Source organism: Nibricoccus aquaticus, assembly GCF_002310495.1.
GTDB lineage: Bacteria > Verrucomicrobiota > Verrucomicrobiia > Opitutales > Opitutaceae > Nibricoccus > Nibricoccus aquaticus.
Map to the genome: position 1 here is coordinate 3,839,171 of NZ_CP023344.1, position 24,335 is coordinate 3,863,505.

Sequence of the window (24,335 nt, forward strand, 5' to 3'; positions counted from 1 at the left end):
CGCCGGAAGTTGCTTCGGGTTGGGCTACTCACGCGGAGCACGCATCTCGCGGCCGTTTTGTTTTAGCGTGAGTGAGGTGGCGGGGCCGCCGTCGGCGGGCAGTTCAAAGACAATATCGGCGGCGACGCGGCGTGAGAAAAATATTTCCGGCGCGGCTGCGAAGAGGCGGTCGGCCGGCTGGCCGGTCGGTGTGAGCACGAGCGCGAGATTCTGGCGCTCGAAAGTCAGCGCGAATTGCGGGCTGATGCGGAAGGTGCCGGTGCAGCGGTCGAGTTGCGCTTCGGTGAGAGCGACCTCGGCGCGATCCCGGTTGGGCATCGGGCGCTCGGCGATGCCGGCGGCGCGGCGGAAAAGACTTTCCGCTAGACCGCTGCCGACGGGATTGGAGCGATTGGCCAGTAGAAGCGACGCGGTGCCGAGTTCGCGATTGATGAAGAGCGCTGAGTGGAAGCCGCCGGTCATACCGTTGTGCCAGCGGGTTTTTCCGTCGCCGGCTAGAAGCCAGCCGAGCGCCTGGCCGCCGGGAAATGCGGTGGCGGCGAGTGATTGCCGCGTCCACGCGAGCTCGATGGCTTTCGCGAGCGGCGCCGGTGTATTCGCGGGCTGGAGCATGGCGGCGGCGAAGCGCATCATGTCGGCGGTCGTGGAGCGGATGCCGCCAGCGCCGGCGAGTGATTGAAATTCCCAATGACTCCAGGGCAGACCGGCGGAGGTGAAGGCGGGAGCGAAACGGGCGCGCTGCTCCTCGTTGGGCGTGAGCACGGTGTCGGTCATGCCGAGCGGCCCGGCGATGCGGGTGATGAGGAGTTGCTCGTAGGTCGTGCCGGTTTTTCGCGCGAGCAAGGTGCCGAGGAGGCCGGCGGCGAGATTGCTGTAGCTGGCTTTGGTGCCGGGCTCGAAATCGAGCTTCACCTGGCGGAGGGTTTTCCAGAGATCGTTTTCGTCGTAGCTGGCGTAAGGGTTGGTGAAGTTGATGGCTGAGATTTCAGAGGGAATGCGCGGCAGGCCTGACGTGTGGGTGGCGAGCATCAGCAGCGTGATGCGTTCACCGGCGCCGTCGGGCAGCACGACGTCAGCGGGGAGCAGGCGGGCGATGGGTGTGTCGAGCGTGACTTCGCCGCGCACGACGGCGTCGGCGAGGAGCAGGCTCGTGAAGACTTTGGTGATGGAGCCGATCTCGTAGAGCGTGCGGTCGTCGGGTGGGGTGGGATTGGCCGTCGAGAGCACGCCGGCGTGGCCGGTGACGGAGCCGGTGGGTTGGATCGCGCCGAGGGAGACGGCTTGGAGCGATTTGTTTTCGACGAGCGCGGCGACGTGTTGCTTCAGGTCGGCCTCGGTGAGTGGTGCCGCGTGTGCGGCGGTGGCTGCGAGGACCGAGGCTGCAAGCAGGGCGGAGAATTTTGAAACCAAGTTCATGAGACGAGAGGCGAAGGGACGGGAATGAATGAGTGCGTGACGCTGAGTTAGAAGCTGCCCGGCGCGTTTCCTTACAGATGGCGATGTCCGGGTGTGCAGTTTCGCTCAGACGAGGTTGATCAGGCTCTCGCGCACGCGGATGGCTTCGGCGGCTGGGGAGTCGCCGAAGAGTCGCTTGAACTCGCGGCTGAACTGCGAGGCGCTCTCGTAGCCGACCTGCCCGGCAGCCTCGGCGGCGCTCGTGCGTTCATGGACCATCATGAGACGGGCTTTGTGGAGGCGGACGGTTTTGATGTACTGAAGCGGCGAGGAAGTGGTGACGGTTTTGAAGTGTGCGTGAAACGTGGAGACGCTCATGCCGGCCTCGCGCGCAAGCGTTTCCATATCGAAGGGATGGGCGCAGTCCGTGTGGATGAGGTTAACGATGCGGCTGATTTTGCCGAAGTGACTGTGCGGCGCGGCGAGGGCGCGGAGATTGCCTCCGAGTTTTCCGAGGAGGACGCGGTAGGTGATTTCGCGCACGATCTGAGGACCGAGAATGCGGGCGTCGTTGGCGGAGCGCAGGCACTCCAGCAGGCGGACGGCTGCGCCGCCCAGGCCCTCGTCCAGCGATGTGGATTCGATGGCTCGCGGCGCTTCGTCGTAGGGAGGCTGGTGATGTTCGAGTTGCAGGAGGAGCTCTGCGACGAGAGCGGGCGTGATGCCGACTGCGAGACCGAGAAAAGGATTTTCCGGCGATCCGTAGGTCTCGCACTCGAACGGCATGGGCACGGTGAGCACGAGGTAGTTGTTCGCGTCGTAAACGAAACGGCGGTCACCGAGGTAGCCCGATTTGCGGCCTTGCGCGACGATGACGATGCTCGGCTCGTAAGCGATCGGGCTGCGTGGCACGTGCTGCGTGGAGCGCATGAAGCGCACGCCGGGCAGCAGCGAGCGACTGAAGCCCTGGCCCTGCGCGAGGTCTTTGAGCAGCGCGGCCATGCGGGCGTTCGCGGCGCTGGCGATCGTGACGGACTCGACCGGGGACTTGGTTTTGGCGGCCATGGTGACGCGCAGGAATAGGCAATGAAATGGGGCGGATGTACAGCATCGCTCCCGCGCGCTGGAGAATCAGGCAAGGCTCTCGGAGGACCGGGTATTTCGCCGGCGGCGCGTTGCTGATAATCTCATGACGTTGCCAGACGACATCCGAAGCCCGCTCGAAACCGGCGGTGTTCATGATGCCAAAAACGAAAACAAAAACATCTCCTCTTAAATATCATGTCCTCCTCCCTCGCTCAAAAGATCGTCCTCATCACCGGCGCCAGCAGTGGCATCGGCGAAGCCACCGCCCGTCATCTCGCTGCTCAAGGGGCACGCGTTGTTCTCGGTGCACGGCGCACAGAACGTCTCGAAAAATTAGCATCTGAAATTCGCGCCGATGGCGGCAGCGCTGATTATCGCGCGCTCGATGTCACCAATCTCGCCGATGTGCAGGCGTTCGCGGACTTCGCGCTCAAGACACACGGACGCATCGATGTCATCATCAACAACGCGGGCGTGATGCCGCTCTCGCCACTGGCGGAGCTGAAGGTCGATGAGTGGAACCGGATGATCGACGTGAATATCCGCGGCGTGCTCCACGGCATTGCGGCTGTGCTGCCGCACATGACGGCGCGCAAGGGCGGGCAGATTATCAATCTCTCGTCCATCGGTGGGCACCGCGTGTGGCCGACGTGCGCGGTGTACAGTGGGACGAAGTTCGCCGTCCGGGCGATCTCGGAAGGCCTTCGCCAGGAAACACAGGATATTCGTGTGACGATCATTTCGCCTGGTGTCGTTGAGTCCGAACTCGCCGACACGATCACCTCGAAGGCGACGGCTGAGGCCATGGCGGATTTCCGGAAAGTCGCGCTCACGCCGGATGCGATCGCGCGTGCAGTTGCGTATGCGATCGAGCAACCGGCTGACGTGGATGTGAACGAGATCATCGTCCGCCCCGTCGCTAGCATTCACTGATCCACCGACGGTCATCGCTCAAGGAACTCGCTTTATGAAACACGAAAAAAAGATCGCTCTCGTTACCGGGAGCAGCCGCGGGCTCGGGCGCAATATCGCTCTCCAGCTGGCTCGCTCCGGCGCGGACATCGTTGTGACTTATCGCAGGGGAAAAGCCGAAGCCGACGCGGTCGTCGCGGAGATCGAGGCGCTCGGGCGGCGGGCGGTGGCGTTGCCGATCGACGTCGCGGACGTGAAGAGTTTTGCGGAGTTCGTGGCTGCGCTAAAAGCTGCGCTGACGAGTCACTGGCAACGCGAGCGTTTCGACTTTCTCGTGAACAATGCGGGCATCGGCATTCACAAGCCGTTCGCTGAAACGACGGAGGCGGACTTCGACAGCCTCATGAACATCCATGTGAAGGGCGTTTATTTTCTCACGCAGAAGCTGCTGCCGCTGCTGGCGGATGGTGGCAGGATCGTGAATACGTCCACCGGGCTGGCGCGGTTTTCGGTGACGGGTTACTCGGCGTACGCGGCGATGAAAGGCGCGGTGGAAGTGATGACGCGTTATCTGGCGAAGGAGCTCGGTGCGCGGCGGATCAGCGCGAACGTCGTCGCTCCGGGAATCATCGAGACTGATTTCACCAAGCAAACGCTGTCCCGGCCAGGAGCGCGTGAGTATATGGAGGGCAATATCGCACTCGGGCGCGTGGGCGTGCCGGACGACATCGGCGGTGTGGTGGATTTCCTGTGCTCCGAGGAAGGGCGCTGGGTGAATGCGCAGAGAGTCGAGGCCTCGGGCGGGATGTTTCTGTGACGCAGGGCTGACTTTTCGCGCGGCGTCAGCGGACTTGGTCGGCGGCGGCGGAGTGGCCGCGGTCGGCCGCGCGTTTGAACCAGTGGCGTGCGCGTTCTTCGTTGGCCGGGACGAGATCGCCGGAGCGGAAGAGCTGGCCGAGTGCGTACTGAATGTCGTTGGTGTTTTCTTTGGCGGCCAGTTCGAGGAGGGCGATGGCGCGGTCGGGATCACGCTCGACGCCGGGGGCGCCGTTAACGAGGACGCGGGCGGCGAGAAGCGCGGAAGGCCAGTGGCCGTTGTCGGCGGCGATGTGGAAACAGGCCACGGCTTCGCCAGCATCGACGGCGGTGCCTCGGCCGTTGAGATAGCATTCGCCGGCGAGGTAGAGTGCGGTGATGTCGCCCAGATCGGCACCGGTTCTTGCGGCGGTGAATCCGGCGGCTTCGTCGTGTAGTGAAGTGCTGGAGTCGAGGCGCAGGGCGGCGAGTCCGGCGAAGGCGGCGGGGATTTCGGTGGCGGTTCCTGCTTCGTAGATGGCGAGCGCCTGGGCGGGATCTTTGGCGACGCCAAAACCTTCGCGGTAGAATTGCGCGAGCAGCAGGCGGGCTTCGGTGAGGCCGGTGTCGGCGGCGTGTTTCAATAAAGAGAAGGCGCTCTCGCGGTCGCTGTCGTCGAGCGGCTCGGATGGGTTGTCCCATGCGTGCAAGGTGGCGGCGTATTCGTACTCGGCTGGCGGGTAATCGTGATGAGCGGCGATGGAGACGATGGAGCGGGCGCGGGCGAGATCGCGCGGAGCGTAGAGGCCGGTGCGGTAAACGGAGGCGAGCAAGGCGCGTTGCGGGTAAGTGTCGGACGTTTCGTTGCTGATGATGTCTTCGAGTTGCTGGAGCGCGTAGGGGACTTGTTGAGGAACGGCGGTGCCGACCAGCTGGAGGCGGTGCAGCTCCAGGTTGGCGGTGTATTCGTGTTCGTCGTAGGCGTAGCGGTCTTTGCTCAGGAGACGTTCGTACGTGCGGACGCCGCGTTCGGAGTCGGCGCGCACGCGCTGGCCGCCGGTGACGAAGTAGCGGGCGGCACCGAGGAGCTGCGCGGACGTGGCCTTCGGAGAATCGAGGGACGCGAGGTATGCTTGCAGCAGTGCGGGTTCAAAGTTGTCGCCGTAGAGATTGGCGAGGAGATCGGCGGTGAGGCTGATCCACTTGGGGTCGGTGGGGTTATCCTCCTGGAGTTTTTTCAAGATCTGATAAGCGCCGGCCGGGTTGTGCTGCGGACCGGCTTCGAGGACGACGGAGAGATAGGGCAGGGCGCGCGCGGGGGAGAGGCGGGCGAGATTGCGGAGGGCTTCGGCGGCTTTTTCGCGGTTGGGCTCAACGTGGGCGGCGACCTCTTCGTCGAGGCCGAGGTAGATACGCGTCATGCGCTCGGCTTTGTCGGGGTAGAGCATCGAACCGAAGTTCCGTTCAATGGAGCGGATGATCTCTTCGTGGTGCTCGGCCCAGCCGCCGGGGCTGGCGATGAGGAGTTCGGTGTAGCGATCCTCGTGATCGTTATCGACGGCTTTGATCGTGGTGATCTTGTGCATCCGCTGCGTCACGGCGATGGCCTTGGCGGGATCGGCGGGGAGATGCGCGCCCAGGTAATATTCTTTGAAGAGGATTTTTCCCGCCGCGCGGCTATGCCAGCCGTCGCCCGTCTTGATGACTTGATGGAGGACCGCTTCGCCTTTGGCGGGTGCGGGGGTAACGCCGTTTTTTTCGTCCCCGAAAATCCATGCGCTGCCTTGAGCGAAGAGTGCGGGCGGGTAGCCGAGAGCGACGGCTTCGGTGAGGTATTTTTGGAAACGCGCGCGATCAGGCGCGGCGCCGCTGGCGGCGGCGATGCGGGAGAGCTCGTAGGCAGCCTCACCGGCGCGCGGGCTTTTTTTGAGGAAGGCGATCATCTCCAGATGCGGGATGGCCTGGAGCGGTTTCTCGAAAGAGAGGTAGTGAAAGGCGAGCGTCTCCTGGGCCTGGCGGTCGCGGTGATCGAGCACTTCGCGTTCGAGATACTGGGTGTAGGTCAGCGGCTTGGGCGGTGGAGGCGGCGGTGCCGGGGCGCGGTCGGAGTCATAGTCGTAGCGGTTGTACGCTTCGCGGTCGCGCAGGCGTTGTTCGGCGCGGCGCTCGGCTTCTGATTTCATCCACGACGGTGTTGGCGCGGGGCTGCCGAGATTACTCCACCATTGGGGGACGGCTTCCTGGGCGCGGCGCTCGCGCTGGATGTTGTAGATGGTGGTGTCTGAGTTGGTCCACGAGGTGTTGTTGCCGTAAACGTCTTTGGCGTGAACCGTTGGATGGCCGGTAAAGAGGACGAGCAGGGGAACGAGGATTTTCTGAAGGAGACGTGCGCGCATGGGGAGGGCGGAGACGAGAACGGATTGAGCCGGGGAAGTGGAGAGTAAATCAGGCGGATATTTTTCGAGCCGGGAGATTTGTTTTGCCGCTACCTGTGAGAGCCGGCGGTCTCCTGTGCATGGACCAAGGCAAGACGCGTGTGCTGTTTGTGTGCATGGGAAACATCTGTCGTTCGCCGGCGGCTGAATGCGTGATGCGTACGCTCGTAGCGAAGGCGGGGCGGTCGGCGCAGGTGGAGATCGGGTCGGCTGGAACGATCGGGATGCACGCGGGAGAGCTGCCGGATGCGCGGATGCGCGCGGCGGCTTTGAAACGCGGATACGCTCTTACGAGCCGGGCGAGGAAATTCACGGCGGAGGATTTTGCGGCGTACGATCTGATCCTGACGATGGATGAGGAGAACCGGCGCAACGTGCTCGCGCTGGCGAAGACGGAGGAAGACCGGGCGCGGGTGCGGGCGTTCTGCGAGTTCTGCGAGCGGCATGACGACGAAGAGGTGCCCGATCCGTACTATGGTGGCCCGCAGGGATTCGAGCATGTGCTCGATCTGCTGGAGGATGGGTGTCGCGGAATCTTGGAGTCGCTGCGCGAGCGGAAGTAGCGCGCGGGTTAAGCCAAGTCTGCGGGAGGCGTTGCTCAGTCGTGGAAGTGACGGTGGAATTTCCACGCTACCCACACGCCGAGCATGGAGCCGAGTCCGCTGATGAGGAATGATCCGATGAAGTCGAAACCCAAGGCTTCTGCTCCGAGCCAGAAGGCGTAGCCGAAGACGGTGGTCGCAACGAGGATCAAGAGCTTGAGCACGCGGCAAGGCTGGGCTTTTCCCGTGGGGAAGGGAAGCGAGGTGTCTGCAATTAGTCGTGAAGTGCGCGTGGTGCGGATGCGGCGCGATTGGATAAAAAGTGAAAGCTGGCTATATCGAAGGGCTCCGGCGTGAAATCGCGCCGGGTTTTTATTTATGGAAATCGGAGTCGATAGTTTTGTCGCAACGGCCCTCGACCAGTCGAAAGACGGGAGTGTCGGAGACGTCGCGCGTGTGCAGGAATTGCTGGAGCAAATCGCGCTGGCCGATCAGGTCGGGCTCGATGTGTTTGGCGTGGGTGAACATCACCGGCCCGATTATGTGGCGTCGGCTCCGGTGGTTTTGCTCGCGGCGGCGGCGGCGCGAACGAAACGGATCAAGCTAGCGAGCGCGGTGACCGTGCTGAGTTCGGATGATCCGGTGCGCGTGTACCAGCAGTTCGCCACGCTGGATCTGATCTCGAACGGGCGGGCGGAGATCATTGTGGGGCGCGGCTCATTTATTGAGTCGTACCCGTTGTTCGGATTCGACCTCGATGATTACGAGGAGCTGGCGGCTGAGAAGCTGGAGCTGCTGCTGAAGATCCGCGCGCAGACGAAGGTTACTTGGACAGGGAAACATCGCGCGCCGCTGACGGGGCAGGGCGTTTATCCGCGGGCAGCGCAGCCGTTACTGCCCGTGTATATCGGCGTGGGCGGCACACCGCAGTCGGTGGTACGTGCGGCGACGCTTGGACTGCCGCTCGTTGTCGCGATCATTGGCGGGCAACCGTCGGCGTTTCGGCCGTTGGTCGATCTCTATCGCGAGACGTGGAAGAAGGCCGGGCATCCGGCGGGGAAATGTTTCGTGGGGATTCACAACATCGGCTTTGTCGCTGATAGCACCGCGCAAGCGCTGGACGATTTCTGGCCGGGCTATCGCGATATGTTTGGCAGGCTGGGGCGCGAGCGCGGCTGGCCGGAACCGACACGACCGCAGTTCGACGCGCAATGCAGCCACATCGGAGCGCTGATGGTGGGCGGGCCGGAAGCGCTGGCGGAGAAGATCGTGAACGAGAGCAAGTCACTCGGCGGCATCTCGCGTCTGACCGTGCTCCTGGATAACCGGTTGCTCACGCACGCGCAGTTGATGCGCGCGATCGAGTTGCTCGGGACGAAGGTGGCGCCGTTGGTCAAGAAAGCCACCGCGTAAAGGCGTGCTCACGCGGTTGGCGGCTACATTCGGGAAGCGCGACGAGGGCGTCGCGCTTCCATCGGGATAGAGCTACTTGATCTCCAGCGCGATGCTCTCGGAGTGGCTGTTGAACTCGGGGGCGTACATGCACTGGATCTCGGCGATGCCGCTTTGGTAGCGGCCGCGGAGTTGCACGCGGGTCGAGTATTCGAAGACGTACGTGCCCTTCGGTAGGTAATCGATGAAGAAGTGCGATGCGGTGTCGCGCGTGCTTTCGTAGTAACCGAGTCCGTCTTGGTAGCGGTAGCGGCTGAGGACGTTGACGGGTTCGGTGCCGCTGCCGCGTTGGTCCTTCAAGTGGACGAACTCCATGTCGCGGTCGGTGCGGAGTTCGATGCGGACGACGAGTTCGTCGCCGACGGCGAGCGCGCCGGAGACGGGTTTGAGGACGGGCCCCTTGGAGGTGTTTTCTTTGAGCCAGAGGGTTTTCTTGAGCGTAAGCGGTGTGCCTTCGTGCGGCGTGATTTTCGCGATGTCTTCGAGGTACTGCCAGTGGACGCTGCCCCAGCTGACGCCGTCGTCGGTTTTGCGGACGGTGATTTCGCCTTGGGTGGGTTTGATCTCCGACGCGGCGAAAGTCTTTTCGTAGAAGCCGGTGCCGGCTTCTACTTTCTCGGGCTTGATCGTTTCGCCGCCGAGGGAGACTTCGACAAGCGCGTCGCTGGAGAGCAGGTTGTTGCCGCGAACGAGGAGGCCGTAGATGGCGTCGGCGGTGGCTTTGGTGGTTTTCCAGTTTTGGGTCTGCTTTTGTTTCAGGAGCCAGACTTGGAGGTCTTCGACGGCCTGTTTGTCGTCGGCGATTTCGGAGAACGCTTCGATCATGAGCGCCTGGGTTTCGATGGGGGCGCGGTACCACCACCAGCTGAGTTCGGTGTCGCGCCAGAACATGCCAAGTTCTTCGTTGGAGACGCTGCGCTCCCTGAGTGACTTCACGATGGCGAGTGCGGTGGCTTTGTCGTCGAAGCGTTGGAGCGCGAGGGCGAGGTGGGCCTGGCTCTGGCGGCTGTCGACGCGGAGCCAGAATTTGCGCGACTGCTGGAGGAAGAAGTCGGTGGCGGCTTTGTGGGCGGCGGCAATGGGGCGGTCTTTGAGGAAGAAGCTGCGGCCGTAGAGATAGAGCGCGTCGGTGTAGCCGGGGACGTACTGATCGGGGTGCGGCGACTTGAGAATGTCGGCGTGACGCTTGGTCATCCACGCGTCGAGGCCGGCGAGGGATTTGATCGCGGGGGCGGTGTCGAGTTCGACGCCGAGGTGACGCAGGCGGCCGAAGCCGGTCGTGATGTAGAGGCTGATGTACTCGCTCGGGCGGCCGCCGGGGAACCACGGCCAGAGGCCTTCGCTGAGCTGGCGCTCCGAGAGCGTGCGGAGCTGGCGGGCGGATTCTTCGTCGAGGCGGTTGGCATCGAAAAGCAGGCCGACGTTGCGGCGGGCTTCGCTCTCGGATTTGGCCTGACGGAGCCAGGGCGTTTCTTCGAGGAGGACGGATTTGAGGTTCTGGTTTTTCTCCAGCGGTGAATCGAGCGCGGGCGTGTTTTTCCAGAGATCGAAGACGCGGCGGATCTTCGGATCGGACGCGGCGATGTGGCGGGCGAGGGCGTTGGCGTAGAGTCGGTTGAAGACCTGTTCGCTGCACTCGTACGGGTACTCCATCAAGTAGGGCAGGGCCATCACGGCGTACCAGGCGGGCTGCGAGGTCATCTGCACGGTGAGCGATTGATGCTTGAGCGTGTCGGAGGAACCGGAGTTGAGGAGTTTCGGGAAGGTGAACTGCTTGGTGGATTTTCCGCGGATGGGGAGCGGGAGCGACTCGGTGACGAGTATCCGGCGGCTGAGGACGGGCAGGAAACCGTCCTCGCCGTCGCTGAGCGTGGTGGAGGCGGCGACGGCTTTGTAGGTCAGGAAGCCGAGGCCGTCGGGGACGGAGATGCGCCAGGAGTAGCTGCGCGATTGTTTGGCGGGGACGTCGAAGAGCTGCTCGGGTTTTTGATTGGCGAGCGCGGCATCGACAGAGGCTTGCGTGGCGGCGTCGGTGAAGGTGAGGCGGACGGTGCCGGTCTGCGGCTGGTCGCTCTGGTTGGTGACCTTGACGGTGAATTCGAGTGTGTCGCCTTCGCGGAGGAAGCGCGGGGGATTGGGCTCTACCATGAGGTCTTTGGCGGTTACGACTTTTTCGGTGATGAAGCCGGAGCGGAGTTGTTTGTCGTGAGCGAAGCCGAGGAGTTTCCACTCGGTGAGGGCCTCGGGCATGGTGAAGACCATCTTCACGACACCGTCGTCGCCCGAGAGGAGTTGCGGGAAGAAGAAGGCGGTTTCGTTGAGGTTGGTGCGGACGGTGATTTTGGAGAGGTTGGGGGGAGGTGGGGGAGATTCGGGTGTAACCAAGCCGCCACCAGATTGGCCCAGAACGGTGTAGCTCTCGGACGCTACCTCTTTTGATTCAGCAAGCATGGCTGCAGGGGCTGGAGCCATAGCACGGTTCTGTTTTCTGAGAGCGCCGCCCCGGCGATCTGACGACACGGAGAATGCGTGCAGCTCGATCACGTCTCCATCCATTGCCGATTGGAGAATTGTATGGGGGAAGGATCGGTAGCTCCACGCGAAGGAACGGTTCTCGGGATGTTTCCAACCGTAGATCGTGTTGAAGTTGCGGAGCTCGTTTTGGAATTCGATGCGGGTGCGGCTGAACTCGGTACGGAAGACACCGAAGGTCTGCGGCCAGTTGTGGGGCTGGTATTGGTCGAGCGAGACGTCGTAGAGGGCGGCGACCATTTCGGCGGAGGCGCGGCTGGCGTCGGGACCGGAGATGGTGGCGGTCCAGGTTTCTTTTTCGCCGGGAAGGAGTTTGGAGCGGAAGCGGTCCCACTTCACGGTGAGTTGTTTGTTGGACCAGGGGACGTTGATGACGCGCTCGTGGGTGTAGGCGCGGTTTTCGCGGATGGAGGTGACGCAGAGGGTGAAGCCGCCGCGCATGGCTTCGGCGACGGGCAACTCGATGAGCGACTGGGTGCGGTCGGCGGGGGTCCAGTAGCTCTTGATGGGTTTGCCGGCGCACTCGAGTTCGACGAAGGCGCGGCCTTGATCGTAGCCGGTGCCCCAGAGCGCGGTGAAGTTTTCGCCGGGTTCGACGGACCACGTGGGAGAGCCGAGGTGATCGGGGATCTTGATGCTGAAGCGGGCGGCGGCGGGATCGAGGACTTGAACGGTGTGGCGGGCGGTGACGGTTTTGCCGAAGCGGTCTTTGGTCTCGACGGAGGCGCGGTAGATGCCGGGCTTCAGCGTGACGGGGATTTTGGCGAGGCCTGCGGACTTGGCGTCGGTGGAGAAGGCTTCGCTGGCGACGCGTTCGCCGAGTTCCCAGGAGTCGGGATTGGTGGGATCGACCGGGGGCGTGTCGTTGCCGAAGCGCCACCAGGAGCGCTCCTGTTGCAGAGACGCGCGCTGAACTTTCTCGGGCTGCTTGAGCGCGTGCAGAGTGAGGGTTCCGGTGGCGGATTGCGGGTCGCTGTCGAGGGACGTGGTGGCGATGGCGAGTTCGACGGGTTTGTCGGAGGTCTGCCAGTCGTCGGCGGTGAGGGTGGCTTGAAGGGCGGTGTAGCCGCTGCGAACGGAGCGGTTGCTGGAGCGGGTTTCGCCGGTGGTGTCGGTGATATCGGCGTGAATGTTGAAAACGAATACGGGCTCGTTCTTCTCGGGGACGGCGCGGTCGGGCGCGGCGGTGAAATCGATCTTGAAGGTGCCGTCGGCGTCGGTGATGGCGGTGCCGTGGGCGATGGATTTGGTGGCGGGCGGCTGGAACCACCAGCACCAGTAGGGAAGCTGTACGAGGCGTTCGACGCGCCATTTCACTTTTGCGCCGCCGATGCTGGCGCCGGTGTAGGCGGTGGCTTTGCCGGTGACGGTGACGGGCGCATCGAGTTTCGCGGCTTCTGCGGGGGCATCGAGGGCTACCTGGAATTTGGGACGTTTGTACTCCTCGACGCTGAAGCCGGTACTGCCGTTGCCGTCGCTGACCTGAATGCTCATGCGGCCGGCGAGGCGGTCGCGGGGAGCGGTGAAGACGCCGCTGAAGGAGCCGTAGTCGTTGGTCGTGTGGGTGGCGCGGGCGATCTCCTGACCGTTGGGGTCTTTGAAGAGGACGGTGACTTTGCGGCGGGCGACCGCGTCGTATTTGGCGGCGTTCTGATCGTAGCGGATGGAGACGCCTTTGTAGGAGACGGTCTGGCCCGGGCGGTAGATGGCGCGGTCGGTGAAGAAGACGGTCTGGGTCTGAGCGCGTACGCGGTCGTGGTAGCCGTAAGCGTAAACTTCCTGGCCGCTGGCGACGGCGTGGCCGGCGTGTTCGGCGAGGATGACGAGGGGATTGTTTTCGGTGGAGAACGTGAACTGGCCGTTGGCGTCGGTCGTTTTGGGCGAGACGGGTTTCATCGCGCCGTCGTTGTTGCGTTTCCAAAGGCGTATCGTGGCTCCTGAGACGGGCTCGCCGGTGAGGGCGTTGAGGACTAGGCCGGAATGTTCGGTGCGGTCGTGGCGAAGGCGGAGGACGAGGGCGAGGTCGCTGACCCAGGCTGTGGCGATGCTGATCTGGTTATCGGTCGAGTGGAAGGTCGGGTCGTAGCTGGCGACTATTGCGTAGAAGCCGGGCCTGAGTGTGGCGGGGGCGGAGAGCGATTCGGTGCGCTCCTTGAAGTCGGTGGTCGCGGGAAGTTCGGCGCTCCACTGGAGGGCAGGCGGGGTGGCGAGAAGTTGGACGTAGTCGGTGTCGCGACGGCCGTAGTTCCAGCGGGACTTGGTGACGTGGTCGTTGAAATCGATGGGGATGGCGCGGAAGTAAACCTGGGTGACGTTGCGGTAGGTCACGTCGAGCGTGGGCCAGGGCGCGTTCCAGACGGACTCAGTTTTCAGCTGGGCGGAAGGGGCTTCGATTTCCTGGATGAGGTTGAAGCACTGGGCCGCGCCGGCGCTTTTCGGAAAGGCGTCGAGGCCGCGCTGGGCGAGATCGCGGGCTTTGGCGGGTTCGTCGTCGGCGTTGAGTTGTGTGGCGAGCGCGGCGATGGCGCGGGAAGAGATTTCGTGGCGGTTGGTTTCTTCGATGAAACGCTCGAGGGCGGCTTTGTAGCGGTCGGTCTTGGTTTCGCCGGTGGCGATGTTGCTGGCGTAGCTGAGGCGGGCGAGGTCGGCGTCGAGGAAGGCGGAGCGGTCTTTGTCCTTCGCGTGGAAGCGGAGCAGCGATTGGTAGATCGAGATGGCTTTGTGCTTCGGGGAAAAGCCGTCGGCGGGCGGGAGCTGCCAGGCGAGGAATTCGGCGGTGGTGCCGAGGATCGGGGAGGTGGCGTCGATCTCGAATTCGTTTTCGGAGATGCGGGCGGCTTGTTCGCCGGACTGGTAGAACTGGAGGGCTTCGTACGCGAGGAAGTCGAAGAGCGTGGGGCGGTAGGTGTCGGGGGCGGTGCCGGGCTGGAGGAGGTCGTCGTATTCGGAGATCGGAGTCGCCTGGAGGAGTTTGTCGCTGGTGAGGGCGGCGGTGAAATGGCGGTCGATCTCGGCGAGGATGCGGGCGAGATCCCATGTCTGAAGGTCAGCACCCGGGGCTTCGGCGGTGGCGGTGCGTTGCTGGATGCGCCAGCGGTTTTGCTGGAAGTACTGCCAATACCAGTGTGCGAGGACGCCCTGCATCATGGGCTTCATGGGCTCGGGGGCCTTGGCGAGTTCGGCTTCGAGGCGTGCGATTTTTTCCTCGGCTTTGCCGCCTTGGATTTCGCCTTCGAGGGCGATTTTGCGGCCGATGGCTTTGATGGCTTCGGCGTAGGCTTTTTCGGCGAGGGCAGCGGAGATGATGGGGTCGAGGCGCTCGATGGCGGTTTTAGGGAGGCCTTGGGCGGCGGCTTCGTCGACTTGTTTCCATTCCTTGTCACGTGGGGCGGCGGGAAGCATGGCCGCGAAAACGAGGGCGATGAGGAAGGCGAGTGAAGCGCGTGGGTTCAGGTTCATGACGAATCTTGAAAAGGTTTTCTGGTCCTGCCGGGGCGCGAACGTTACGGACCGGGATTTTCGGAAGGCAACGATTCAACGAAACAGGCGGGGAGTTCTTACGACACAGCGATTCAGGGAATGTGCGCGGACGAGTTGCTGGATGGCGCGAGATGCGGAGGGTGCGCGCCTTTCCACTTCATTCGCATGAACCTGAAACTCGAAAACAAGACCGCACTCATCACAGGATCGACCAAGGGCATCGGCTTCGCGATTGCCCGCGTCCTCGCCGCAGAAGGGGCGAACGTCATCGTTAATGGACGCAGCAAAGACTCTGCTGATGAAGCGGCCCGGAAGATCGGATCGAATGCGCGCGGGATCGCGGCGGATGTGAGCACGGCGGCGGGTTGTGCATCGCTCGTGGTGCAGGCGGGGGCGGTGGATATTTTGGTGAACAACGCGGGGATTTTTGAGCCGAAGGCGTTCGCGGAGATTCCGGATGCGGACTGGGAGCGGTTTTATCAGGTGAATGTGATGTCGGGCGTGCGGCTGACGCGGGCGTTTTTCCCGGGGATGCTGGAACGGAACTGGGGGCGCGTGGTGTTTATCTCGTCGGAGAGCGGCGTGCAGATTCCCGAGGAGATGATTCACTACGGGATGACGAAGGCGGCGGAGATCGCGCTGGTGAACGGGCTGGCGCGGCTCACGAAGGGAACGGGCGTGACGGTGAATGCGGTGCTGCCCGGGCCGACGGCGTCGGAGGGGGTGACGGATTTTGTGAACACGCTCGCGACGGATGCGAAGCAGTCGGCGGAGGATTTCGAGAAAGCGTTTTTCCGCAGCGTGCGGCCGACGTCGTTGCTGCAACGTTTCGCGACGGTGGACGAAGTGGCGGACACGGTGGCGTTTTTGTCTTCACCGCTGGCGAGCGCGACGAATGGGGCGGCGGTGCGGGTGGATGGCGGAGTGGTGAGGACGACGTGAGTTGGCCTGGGCCGTGGACGTTTCGGAGGGAGGTAACCACTGATGGAAAAACGCCAATGGGGCGTTTTTTAGGAAGAGCGGCTGCGGCCAATGGCCTTCGCGACCGGGCGGAGACGGCCAATGGCCGCAGTGGGGGATGAACGTGTAGGTATTCCAGGCGTTAGCGCGTGGAGCATCTGGTGGACGTGAACAGTCTGCTCGAAGCCACGCCATTCGGACGGCAGCAGGATTGGGAGGATTCGCCGAAAGGCTGGCCGCAGATGCCGACGTACGGTTGAGCGGTGAGAGTCGGTGGAGCGAAGAAGACTGTTGCTTGCCTCGGTTTTCGGCTAGGTCGTTCGAATGAACACGACCGGGCTGAACCTTCTCATCTCCGATAAGGCCGATACGGAGCGCGATGCGCTGGCAGATGCGTTTGTTCGCCACGGAGGAGAGGTTCATCGGATCGGACGCTTTTGGGATCCGCCGGTGTTTCCTCGCGAGACTGTGCGAGTGTACGGAGCGGATTCGTTCTGTTTGGTGCTTCAGCAAAAGCTGGGGTTCGATCTTTGTTTTCCGGACGACGAGTTGCTCCTGCGAGTTCCTGAACCGTTCCTGAAGCGGCGGCTCGAGATGAGCACGCTGGCAGAAGTTTCGGGTGGACCGTTTCCGGCGTTCATCAAACCGGTCACACCAAAACAATTTCGAGGGGCAGTCTATTCGTCGGCTGACACGCTCTCGGAAGAGTGCCGCGGCTTAACGCCGGACATAAAAGTCTTCGTCGCCGAGCAAGTGCGGCTCGCAGCGGAGGTGCGTAGCTTCGTGTTGGATGGGCAGGTGCTGGATGCGGCTGTTTACGAAGGAAGCGCAAACGTCGCGGATGCGGTAAGATTTGTTCGTGAGGTGATCGATGCCGTGAAGCTCCCGCATGCTGTGGTCGTTGATGTGGGGTTCATCGCTGACCGAGGCTGGGCCGTGGTTGAGTTCAATGCGGCGTGGGGGGCCGGACTTAATGGCTGCGAAGCGGAAAAGGTTCTGCCAGCGATTATGGCTGCATCTCAGCCGACCTGTAGCGCAAGCACGCGCATCCAGTGATCGCGAACACATGCGCGTTGTTATTCGTGTGGAGACGAAGTTGGTTCTTATGAAGCCATGAAGATGGACCAGATCATTGATACCAAAAACTCCGATCAGTACGTCTATCACTACACCAAGATTAGCTCGGTGATAGATCACATACTCCCTAAACGATCTTTGCGTATCGGTAGTTTTTCCAAAACGAATGACCCAAAGGAGGTCAAAGAATGGTCGTTTTGGCTCAGCTCAAATAGCTCTTCTGGCGCGCTCGTGAACCAAGATAAGCAACGTCTTTCACAGGCGTTCTCTACTGAACTCAAAGGTTGCGCACGCGTGATATGCTTTTGTTCGGATCGTCCTCAACTTACGGGAGATCGTATTGCCGATATCTTTGATCGAGGCTTTGTGAAGCCGCGGATGTGGGCCCAGTATGCGGAAGACCATGCAGGTGTGTGCCTCGTTTTTGATCGAGAGCTCCTTCACCAACGGATGGTCAAAACCTTTGAACCGCGTTGCAGGATTTCTTCAGGACCGGTTGTTTATCGAAATCGGCCAGTCGTAGGACTGAACACCGATCCCGCTTATGGTATAAACGTGGATGCGCTGAAGGAATGGGGGCTTCGCAAGTACGCGTTAAAGCATCTGGAGAATTTTCATCATCGGCTCTTTTTTGAAAAAATGTCCGATTGGAGCGCAGAAGAAGAATACCGCTGGGTAGTTTGGAGTAATACGACAGATGATCTTTATCTCGACTATGGCGCCGCACTAAAAGCGGTCATTTTCGGCGATAAAGTAAGACCTGATCTAGCTGAGAAGGTCATGGGTCTTACTCAAGACGATGATGTCTATTGGCACGGATTGAAGTGGCAGAATTGCAGCCCTTGGTACGACTTTGGGAATCTGAAGTATGATCGGTCGCTTCGTATAAGCGGAGGCTGGGGGCAGCCACCGTTGCCACGGTAAAATTCGTAGACAACGACGCTGCAGAGGCCTTGCTTGCGGGCATGATGCGTTACCCCCGCTCGGCTTGTGTTGGTCTTTGGTTGAAGGTTGGCGCACTGGCGCTGGCAGGTGTTTCGCCCTTGGTGGCGGATGTCACGTCGCAGCCGATCTTGAGTTCGGTCGTGGATGTGAGCCGGGATTTTCGGGACTTCGCGAATTCTTACTTCGTCGTGGATCATGTGGCGGCGTTTGATCCGGCGACGGGCGCGGGGAAACTGGGGTGGCGGCGGACGAAGTATCAGTGGGGAATCTCGTTTAACAACACGAGCGCCACGTATGAGAAGGTGCCGGGCAATGAGTGGCCGACGACCGTTTATGCGGTGGATCCGGAGCTGCCGTTCTCGCTGGAGTTTGTCTCGCCGCGCACGATCCGGTTGCGGATGGCGACGAGTTCGACGGCGCGGGCGGAGCGGGAAAAGTCGCTCATGCTGGTGCGCGAGCCGCAGCGCGATGGTTCTTGGGAGACGCGGAAGATCGAGGGCGGGTGGGCGTTTAAGAGTGCGGTGGGCGAGGTGACGTTGCGCGACAAGCCGTGGCGTATCGAGATCCGCGATGCGGCGGGGAAGCTGCTCACGCAGACGTTGACGGAGAAGAGCGAGCTGCCGTTTTCGTTTGTGCGGCGGGCGTCGGATTATTCGCGGAGTGTGGCGGCGGTGTTTTCGCTGGCGCCGGGGGAGAAGATTTTTGGCGGCGGGGAGTCTTACACGGAGTTGAACAAGCGCGGGCAGAAGCTGGTGTTGTGGACGCATGATGTGCTCGGGGCGGAGAGTCCGGAGATGTACAAGCCGGTGCCGTTTTTCCTGAGCAGCCGCGGGTATGGGATGTTCATGCACACGTCGTCGCCGGTGACGTGCGACTTCGGGGCGACGGAGTCGGGGCGCAATGCGCTGACGACCGGGGACGATGCGCTGGATCTGTTTATTTTTCTCGGCGATCCGAAGGAGGTGATCGGCGCGTACACGGAGCTGACGGGGCGCGCGGCGATGCCGCCGTTGTGGTCGTTTGGGTTGTGGATGAGCCGCATCACGTACAAGGCCGAGGCGGAGGTGCGCGAGGTGGCGGCGAAGCTGAGGGAGCATCGCATCCCGAGCGATGTGATCCATCTGGACACGGGGTGGTTCGAGACGGACTGGGAGTGCGACTATCGTTTCTCAACGACGCGGTTCACCGATCCGCAGACGATGATCACGGATTTGAAGCGGGACGGATTCCGGGTGTCGTTATGGCAGCTGCCGTATTTCGTGCCGAAGAACCGGTTGTTTCCCGAGATCGTGACGCGCGGCCTGGCGGTGAAAGATGCGAAGGGAAATCTGCCGACGGAGGATGCGGTGCTGGATTTTTCGAATACGGAGGCGATCGCGTGGTATCAGGAAAATATCGCGGGGCTGCTGAAGATGGGCGTGGGCGCGATCAAGGTGGATTTCGGTGAGGCGGCGCCGGGCAACGGGCTGTACACGTCGGGAAGCACGGGGTTTTATGAGCACAATCTGTATCCGCTGCGTTATCAGAAAGTGGTGGCGGAGGTGACGCGGGCGACGACTGGTGAGGACATCCTCTGGGCGCGCGCGGCGTGGGCGGGGAGCCAGCGTTATCCGATCCACTGGAGCGGGGACACGCCGAACACGGACTCGGCGATGGCGGGAACGCTGCGTGGCGGACTGTCGCTGGGCGTGTGCGGATTTTCGTTTTGGAGCCACGACATCGGCGGGTTTTTCGGCAAACCGTCGGTCGATCTGTACCGGCGCTGGATGCCGTTTGGGATGCTGGTGTCGCACAGCCGCACGCATGGAGCGCCGCCGCGCGAGCCGTGGGAATATGGGAAGGCGTTTGAGGATGATTTCCGGAAGGCGGCGGAGCTGAAATACCGGTTGATGCCGTATGTGTACGCGCAGGCGAAGGATTCGTCGGAGCGCGGACTGCCGATGATGCGGGCGCTCTTCATCGAGTATCCGGACGATCCCGGCGCATGGCTGGTAGACGACGCGTATCTGTTTGGGTCGAGCATCCTGGTGGCTCCGCTGCTCGAAGCGGGCGTGACGGCGCGTAACGTTTATCTGCCGGGCGGGCGCTGGATCGATTATCAGACGGGGCGCGTGTACGAGCGCGGCTGGCAGCGGATCGAGGCGGGGGAAATTCCGGTGATCATGTTGGTGCGCGATGGGACGGTGCTGCCGCACATCGGGCTCGCGCAATCGACGGCGCAGATGGATTGGACGAAGATCGAGCTGCGTGTTTTCGCGGCGGATGAGAAGACGCGGGCGGCGAGTGGGCTCGTTTGTTTGCCGACGGACAATGAATTGAAGACGGTGGCGCTGGAGCGGAGTGCGGCGGTGGGCGGGGCAGGTGCGCTGACGGAGTTTGCGTTAAGAGCAGATCCGCTGGGCGCGCGGGTGAAGTGGACGGTGCGCGCGGCCGAGGTGAAGAAATGATACGTGGCGCGCGGTTGAATTTGCTCGGAAGAGCGATCACGGTGCGCGGGCCTGCCGTAGAGGCGGGCTGTTTGCTGAACCCTTAACCTACTCAAAACGTTTTTGTTTATGACGACTCAGGAAATTGCAGCGCGATTGGTGAGCCTTTGCCGGGAAATGAAGTACGAACAGGCGCAGACGGAGCTCTACGCGGCGGACGTGGTGAGCATTGAGCCGTACGCGTCGCCACACTTTGCGAAGGAAACGAAGGGGCTGCCGGCAATCATCGAGAAAGGGCGGAAGTTTATGGGGATGATCGAGACGATGCATCAGTACGCGGTGTCGGAGCCGGTGGTGGCGGGCAGCTCGTTTGCCTGCACGATGCGCATGGATGTCACGATGAAGGGCGTGGGGCGCATGGATATGACCGAGCTATGCGTGTACGAGGTGAAGGACGGGAAGATCGTGTCGGAGCAGTTTCACGTGTGACCGAGCGGGCACGGCGAGCGGGCGATCACGCGACTGTCGGCGGGCAGGGAATCTGATTGCCGGGCGGGCGGTTTATCGACGGCCTTGCGGGCATGGGTGCCAAATATTTGCCGACCATTAAAGACCTGAAAGCCAACCAGCGTTTTCAGCAGAAGCAAAAGCCGCTGCCGCAGTTTAAGAAGATGACTGACGCGCAGGTCAAAAAATCCAAGAGGAAGTAGGCCGCGGCGTGTGCGCGGGGATTTCACGCGGTTCCGATTATGCCGTGGCGCGTGAGGCGTGAGCTGGGAGTCCGGGCTGATTCAGCGGAGCAACTCCAGGGTGAGGACGCCGGCGTTGTGAACGAAGTGGATGATCATCGCGGGCCACAGTGAGCCGGTGCGGTGGGTGAGCCAGCCGGCGATCCAGGCGAGCGGGATGAGAAATATCGCCATCGCGAGGATGTCGAAGTGGATGATGCCGAAGAGGAGTGTGGTGACCCAGATCGCCTGAATGGGCGTCATGAGGCGTTTGAGTTTTGCGAGCAGCAGTCCGCGGAAGGCGATTTCTTCAAAGAGGGCGGGACAGAGGCCGATCCAGAGATAAAAGGCGGCGATGGGCCAGCGGGCGATGTGCGCGGGACTGAGCACGGGCTCTATGGGCCAGCCGATTTGTGCGATGGCGTGACGGGCGAGCGTGATGCAGGTGAGTGTGAGAAGCGGAGTGACCGCAGTGATTATCCAGATGCGCGCACCGGCGGTGCGAGGCCAGGTGAAGAGACCGCGCAGTTCGTGTCGCCAGCACACGACGAAGAAGGCGATGACGCTGTACGCGATGGAGCCGAGCACGAGTTCGGCGGTGAGGGTGTCGGAGTTTTTGCGATGAAAACACCAGCCCAGAAGAATCAGGATCGGTGTGAGGATGGCGCCGTAGAAAAGGACGATGCGGCGGACTTCATGGAACTCGCGTTCGATGCGTTCGCGGTTGGCGATGTAGCGATCGACGGGGGCGGGCGGGGTGATCGCGGGCGCGGGGAGTGCGACGGGAGGGGCGGGTTCCTGGGTCACCGCAGAGTCGGCGGTGAGGGGCGCGAGGGGAGACTGCAGGCCGGGAGATGGCAGCGCTTCATCCGTTGGCTCGTCGGAGTTTTCCGGGCCAGATGACATGGAATTCCCGCGGGGATGCGGCGCTTACGATTGCGAGGCTTCGAGCTCGGCTTCGCGTTTTTTAGTGTAGGCTTTTTTCAGCGCGGTGCTGAGGCCGGCAACGAGGATGACTTTGACGATGATGCCGCGGAAAAGGTTGGCGGGCTCGAAAACGGCGTCGAGCAGGTGGACGGTGAGGAAGATGATGAGCGCGGTGAGCAGGGCGGCGAAGGGGGCTTTTTTGCCCCAGATCCAGAGACCGACGTAGATCGCGGAGAGGCCAAGCAGGAAAACGAGCATGATGCCGGCAACGTGGGGTTCGACAGAGCCTTGGGTGATGGCAAAGACGACGATGCCGCCGATCGCCTGGAGGATGGCGAGGGCGAGAATCCATCCGCGGCCGTTGCCGCGTGGCGAGGAGGTGTCGGGGCCGGGATAGGGTTTGGCGGCTGAGGGTTTTAGGGAAGCGAGAGGCGGGGGCAGGGGCTGGTTTTCCATGGAGGGGTGCGCGGACGCTGGTGGGGTGGCGGAGGCCGGTCAAACGGGAATCAGACCGTCCGTAATCCTCTGAAAAGTGAAGCAGTGTTTAAGCGGTGGATGCGTTGAGCCGTTGTGCGGATTGCATCCTTGTCATCGGAGGCTGTGGCCGTCGCAGTCCCGATCTCCTGCTGTCCTCCATGCTTCGACTCTTCGCACCTTTGCTGGCCCGACTGGATTTCGCCTATCGGGGGCGCTCGCTTTTTATCCTGCAGAAGGCGCGGCTGCTGGCTGCGATCACGCTGATCGTCCTGGCGTTTCTGCCGCTCAATGTGGCGAAGGTGTTGTGGACGCAGCCGCCGGAGCTGCTGCCGCGCATCGCGGTGAATCTGCTGGTGGGGATGGCGGGGCTGATCTGCCTGTGGTTTTTGTTCAAGGGGAGCGTGGAGCGGGCGGGCAACGGGCTGGCGCTGGCGGCGGTGCTGGTGATGAACGGGATGGTTTTTGGCATTGGCGCTAAGACGGTGGTGCCTTTGGAGCCGCTGGCGCTGGGCATCCAGCTGTTCGCTTTTGACGTGGTGTTTTTGTTGTTCGCGGTGGTGTTTGCCTCGCGCTGGGTGGCGGTGGCGGTGTTCGGACTGATCATGGCGGGGCAGGCGGGGTTTTATTTTTTCCTGCTGCCTAAGGCGCCGTTCGATCCGGAGGTGCAGTTCGCGGCGCGGACGTTGTTGCGCGATGGGCTGATCGTGCTGGCGCTGCTTTTCGGTCTCGGGATCACGTTGATCCGGATGATCGCCACGGCGCATCTGCGGAGTGAGGCGGCGCTGCGGGAGTCGCGCAGTGTTAATGAAAATCTGGAGCGGCTGGTGGCGGAGCGGACGCGCGCGCTGGAGGCGGCGAGTCGCAAGGCGGAGGATGCGTCGAGGTCGAAGAGCGAATTTCTGGCGAACATGAGCCACGAGATCCGGACGCCGTTAAACGGAATCATCGCGTCGGCGGATTTGATGGCGCGGCGTGGCGATCTGCCGGCGGAGGTGAATGAGCAGGTGCGGATCGTGGGTGAGTCGGGCGATCTGTTGCTGCGGCTGCTCGGGGATATTTTGGATTTCTCCAAGATCGAGGCGGGACAGGTGGTGCTGGAGAAGCACGCTTTTGAAGTGGGCACGACGGTGGCCGACACGGTATCGTTGATGAGCCATCGCGCGGTGGCGGGAGCGGTGGAAATCGGCATGACGATCGAGGACGGACTGGCACGGACGTTTTTCGAGGCGGACAGCCACCGGTTACGGCAGGTGCTGCTGAATCTTTTGTCGAACGCGGTGAAGTTCACGCCGGCGGGCGGGCGGGTGGATGTGGCGGTGACGGGCGCGGCGAAAGCGGGCGAGGCGGGGATGACGGCGTTGCGGTTCGAGGTGCGCGACACGGGGATCGGTATGGACGAAGCGGCGACAGCGAAGATTTTCGAGCGGTTCACGCAGGCGGATTCGTCCACGACGCGGCGTTTCGGCGGCACGGGGCTGGGGCTGGCGATCAGCTACCGGCTCGTGGAGATGATGGGCGGGCGGCTGGAGGTGGTGAGTGTGCCGGGGAAGGGCTCGGTGTTTTCATTCACGCTGACGCTGCGCGCGACGCAGGCACCGGCGATGGCTCCGGTGGTGGCGATTGATTTTCAAGGGTCGCTGAAACTGCGCGTGCTGGTGGCGGAGGATAACGCGGTGAACCGGAAAATCCTGGGTACGCAGCTGGATCAGCTGGGATGTTCGTACGCGATGGTTTTCGATGGGGCGGCGGCGCTGGATGCGCTTCAGCGGGAGGCGTTGCCCGATGTGATTTTGATGGATTGCCACATGCCGAAGCTCGACGGATGGGAGACGACGCGGCGGCTGCGGACGTGGAAGACATCCGATCAGCCGATGCAGCGGAAGGCGGCGGCGCTGCCGATCATCGCGCTGACGGCGTCGGCTTATCCGGAGGAGCGGGCGCGGTGTTTTGATTCAGGCATGAACGGTTTCGTGGCGAAGCCGGTGAAGCTGGCGGAACTGCAGGCGGCGCTGAGCGTGTTTGCGCAGAGCGGGGCGTTGACTCGATAAGAAGGACGATCGCGCCGCGCCGCGTAGAGGCTTCGCCCACGCGGTGGACTGAGGTGAAAAGGACGACACGGAGGTCGTCCCTCCAGAGGGATGAACCGGACAACGCGCCGGGGACGGC

General features: G+C 62.4%; 18 protein-coding genes. 10 read left to right on the forward strand and 8 right to left on the reverse strand.

The window, feature by feature from the left end; genetic code table 11:
* Positions 1-24: 24 nt before the first annotated feature.
* Both CMV30_RS15530 and CMV30_RS15535 read right to left on the reverse strand, forming a co-directional pair.
* On the reverse strand, positions 25-1,416 hold the full coding sequence (locus tag CMV30_RS15530) for a serine hydrolase domain-containing protein (RefSeq protein WP_096056881.1): 1,392 nt from the start codon (positions 1,414-1,416) through the stop codon (positions 25-27).
* Positions 1,417-1,521: 105 nt separating this feature from the next.
* Complete coding sequence (locus CMV30_RS15535) at positions 1,522-2,460, reverse strand: AraC family transcriptional regulator (RefSeq protein ID WP_096056882.1); 939 nt, start codon at positions 2,458-2,460, stop codon at positions 1,522-1,524.
* Between the two features lie 216 nt (positions 2,461-2,676).
* On the opposite strand from CMV30_RS15535, the gene CMV30_RS15540 reads away from it, so the two are divergent.
* Together CMV30_RS15540 and CMV30_RS15545 are read left to right on the forward strand one after the other, a co-directional pair.
* The gene (locus CMV30_RS15540; RefSeq protein WP_096056883.1) at positions 2,677-3,414 is read left to right on the forward strand and encodes an SDR family oxidoreductase; all 738 of its coding nucleotides are present in this window, start codon (positions 2,677-2,679) and stop codon (positions 3,412-3,414) included.
* 34 nt (positions 3,415-3,448) lie between these two features.
* Complete coding sequence (locus CMV30_RS15545; protein ID WP_096056884.1) at positions 3,449-4,210, forward strand: SDR family NAD(P)-dependent oxidoreductase; 762 nt, start codon at positions 3,449-3,451, stop codon at positions 4,208-4,210.
* A gap of 25 nt (positions 4,211-4,235) precedes the next feature.
* Here the strand turns inward: CMV30_RS15545 and CMV30_RS15550 are convergent, their stop codons facing one another.
* The gene (locus CMV30_RS15550; protein WP_096056885.1) at positions 4,236-6,584 is read right to left on the reverse strand and encodes a tetratricopeptide repeat protein; all 2,349 of its coding nucleotides are present in this window, start codon (positions 6,582-6,584) and stop codon (positions 4,236-4,238) included.
* A 119-nt stretch (positions 6,585-6,703) separates the two neighbouring features.
* Between CMV30_RS15550 and CMV30_RS15555 the strand changes: the two genes are divergently transcribed.
* Positions 6,704-7,186 (forward strand): low molecular weight protein-tyrosine-phosphatase, encoded by a 483-nt coding sequence (locus CMV30_RS15555; RefSeq protein WP_096057806.1) that lies wholly within the window; start codon positions 6,704-6,706, stop codon positions 7,184-7,186.
* A 35-nt stretch (positions 7,187-7,221) separates the two neighbouring features.
* Here CMV30_RS15555 and CMV30_RS19945 read toward each other — a convergent pair whose 3' ends face one another.
* The gene (locus tag CMV30_RS19945; RefSeq protein ID WP_175414908.1) at positions 7,222-7,389 is read right to left on the reverse strand and encodes a hypothetical protein; all 168 of its coding nucleotides are present in this window, start codon (positions 7,387-7,389) and stop codon (positions 7,222-7,224) included.
* Positions 7,390-7,543: 154 nt separating this feature from the next.
* On the opposite strand from CMV30_RS19945, the gene CMV30_RS15560 reads away from it, so the two are divergent.
* Complete coding sequence (locus CMV30_RS15560; RefSeq protein WP_096056886.1) at positions 7,544-8,578, forward strand: Atu2307/SP_0267 family LLM class monooxygenase; 1,035 nt, start codon at positions 7,544-7,546, stop codon at positions 8,576-8,578.
* A gap of 72 nt (positions 8,579-8,650) precedes the next feature.
* On the opposite strand, the gene CMV30_RS15565 is transcribed toward CMV30_RS15560, so the two are convergent.
* Complete coding sequence (locus CMV30_RS15565; protein WP_096056887.1) at positions 8,651-14,608, reverse strand: alpha-2-macroglobulin family protein; 5,958 nt, start codon at positions 14,606-14,608, stop codon at positions 8,651-8,653.
* Between the two features lie 186 nt (positions 14,609-14,794).
* Between CMV30_RS15565 and CMV30_RS15570 the strand changes: the two genes are divergently transcribed.
* The 5 genes from CMV30_RS15570 to CMV30_RS15590 all read left to right on the forward strand — a co-directional run bounded on the left by CMV30_RS15570 (position 14,795) and on the right by CMV30_RS15590 (position 20,526).
* Entirely contained in the window at positions 14,795-15,571 is a 777-nt protein-coding gene (locus tag CMV30_RS15570) for an SDR family NAD(P)-dependent oxidoreductase (RefSeq protein ID WP_096057807.1), read from the forward strand.
* Positions 15,572-15,913: 342 nt separating this feature from the next.
* Entirely contained in the window at positions 15,914-16,645 is a 732-nt protein-coding gene (locus tag CMV30_RS15575; protein WP_096056888.1) for an ATP-grasp domain-containing protein, read from the forward strand.
* A gap of 57 nt (positions 16,646-16,702) precedes the next feature.
* A complete protein-coding gene (locus CMV30_RS15580; protein WP_096056889.1) occupies positions 16,703-17,590 on the forward strand; it encodes a DUF2971 domain-containing protein in 888 nt (295 codons plus the stop codon).
* A gap of 41 nt (positions 17,591-17,631) precedes the next feature.
* Positions 17,632-20,058 carry a glycoside hydrolase family 31 protein gene (locus CMV30_RS15585; RefSeq protein WP_217494407.1) on the forward strand — a complete coding sequence of 809 codons (2,427 nt, stop codon included), beginning with the start codon at positions 17,632-17,634 and terminating at the stop codon, positions 20,056-20,058.
* A 156-nt stretch (positions 20,059-20,214) separates the two neighbouring features.
* The gene (locus CMV30_RS15590) at positions 20,215-20,526 is read left to right on the forward strand and encodes a nuclear transport factor 2 family protein (RefSeq protein ID WP_245844263.1); all 312 of its coding nucleotides are present in this window, start codon (positions 20,215-20,217) and stop codon (positions 20,524-20,526) included.
* Here CMV30_RS15590 and CMV30_RS19570 read toward each other — a convergent pair.
* From CMV30_RS19570 to CMV30_RS15600, 3 genes are read right to left on the reverse strand one after another with little or no spacing between them, the layout of a single operon-like run.
* On the reverse strand, positions 20,517-20,774 hold the full coding sequence (locus CMV30_RS19570) for a hypothetical protein (protein ID WP_138223326.1): 258 nt from the start codon (positions 20,772-20,774) through the stop codon (positions 20,517-20,519). The two genes, CMV30_RS15590 and CMV30_RS19570, sit on opposite strands and share 10 nt — an antisense overlap.
* Positions 20,775-20,828: 54 nt before the next feature.
* The gene (locus tag CMV30_RS15595) at positions 20,829-21,671 is read right to left on the reverse strand and encodes a CPBP family intramembrane glutamic endopeptidase (RefSeq protein WP_096056891.1); all 843 of its coding nucleotides are present in this window, start codon (positions 21,669-21,671) and stop codon (positions 20,829-20,831) included.
* Between the two features lie 24 nt (positions 21,672-21,695).
* Complete coding sequence (locus tag CMV30_RS15600) at positions 21,696-22,148, reverse strand: hypothetical protein (protein WP_096056892.1); 453 nt, start codon at positions 22,146-22,148, stop codon at positions 21,696-21,698.
* 179 nt (positions 22,149-22,327) lie between these two features.
* Here CMV30_RS15600 and CMV30_RS15605 point away from each other — a divergent pair, with 179 nt between their 5' ends.
* Positions 22,328-24,217 carry an ATP-binding protein gene (locus CMV30_RS15605; protein WP_138223327.1) on the forward strand — a complete coding sequence of 630 codons (1,890 nt, stop codon included), beginning with the start codon at positions 22,328-22,330 and terminating at the stop codon, positions 24,215-24,217.
* Positions 24,218-24,335 lie beyond the last annotated feature (118 nt).

Bases quoted from the DNA above. Each gene is read 5' to 3' on its own strand.
- CMV30_RS15585 (WP_217494407.1), top strand. From the start codon at position 17,632: ATGATGCGTTACCCCCGCTCGGCTTGTGTTGGTCTTTGGTTGAAGGTT.
- CMV30_RS15590 (WP_245844263.1), top strand. From the start codon at position 20,215: ATGAAGTACGAACAGGCGCAGACGGAGCTCTACGCGGCGGACGTGGTG.
- CMV30_RS15570 (WP_096057807.1), top strand. From the start codon at position 14,795: ATGAACCTGAAACTCGAAAACAAGACCGCACTCATCACAGGATCGACC.
- CMV30_RS15555 (WP_096057806.1), top strand. From the start codon at position 6,704: ATGGACCAAGGCAAGACGCGTGTGCTGTTTGTGTGCATGGGAAACATC.
- CMV30_RS15575 (WP_096056888.1), top strand. From the start codon at position 15,914: ATGAACACGACCGGGCTGAACCTTCTCATCTCCGATAAGGCCGATACG.
- CMV30_RS15530 (WP_096056881.1), bottom strand. From the start codon at position 1,416: ATGAACTTGGTTTCAAAATTCTCCGCCCTGCTTGCAGCCTCGGTCCTC.
- CMV30_RS15560 (WP_096056886.1), top strand. From the start codon at position 7,544: ATGGAAATCGGAGTCGATAGTTTTGTCGCAACGGCCCTCGACCAGTCG.
- CMV30_RS15550 (WP_096056885.1), bottom strand. From the start codon at position 6,584: ATGCGCGCACGTCTCCTTCAGAAAATCCTCGTTCCCCTGCTCGTCCTC.
- CMV30_RS15540 (WP_096056883.1), top strand. From the start codon at position 2,677: ATGTCCTCCTCCCTCGCTCAAAAGATCGTCCTCATCACCGGCGCCAGC.
- CMV30_RS15580 (WP_096056889.1), top strand. From the start codon at position 16,703: ATGAAGATGGACCAGATCATTGATACCAAAAACTCCGATCAGTACGTC.
- CMV30_RS15600 (WP_096056892.1), bottom strand. From the start codon at position 22,148: ATGGAAAACCAGCCCCTGCCCCCGCCTCTCGCTTCCCTAAAACCCTCA.
- CMV30_RS15535 (WP_096056882.1), bottom strand. From the start codon at position 2,460: ATGGCCGCCAAAACCAAGTCCCCGGTCGAGTCCGTCACGATCGCCAGC.
- CMV30_RS15605 (WP_138223327.1), top strand. From the start codon at position 22,328: ATGCTTCGACTCTTCGCACCTTTGCTGGCCCGACTGGATTTCGCCTAT.
- CMV30_RS15545 (WP_096056884.1), top strand. From the start codon at position 3,449: ATGAAACACGAAAAAAAGATCGCTCTCGTTACCGGGAGCAGCCGCGGG.
- CMV30_RS15595 (WP_096056891.1), bottom strand. From the start codon at position 21,671: ATGTCATCTGGCCCGGAAAACTCCGACGAGCCAACGGATGAAGCGCTG.
- CMV30_RS15565 (WP_096056887.1), bottom strand. From the start codon at position 14,608: ATGAACCTGAACCCACGCGCTTCACTCGCCTTCCTCATCGCCCTCGTT.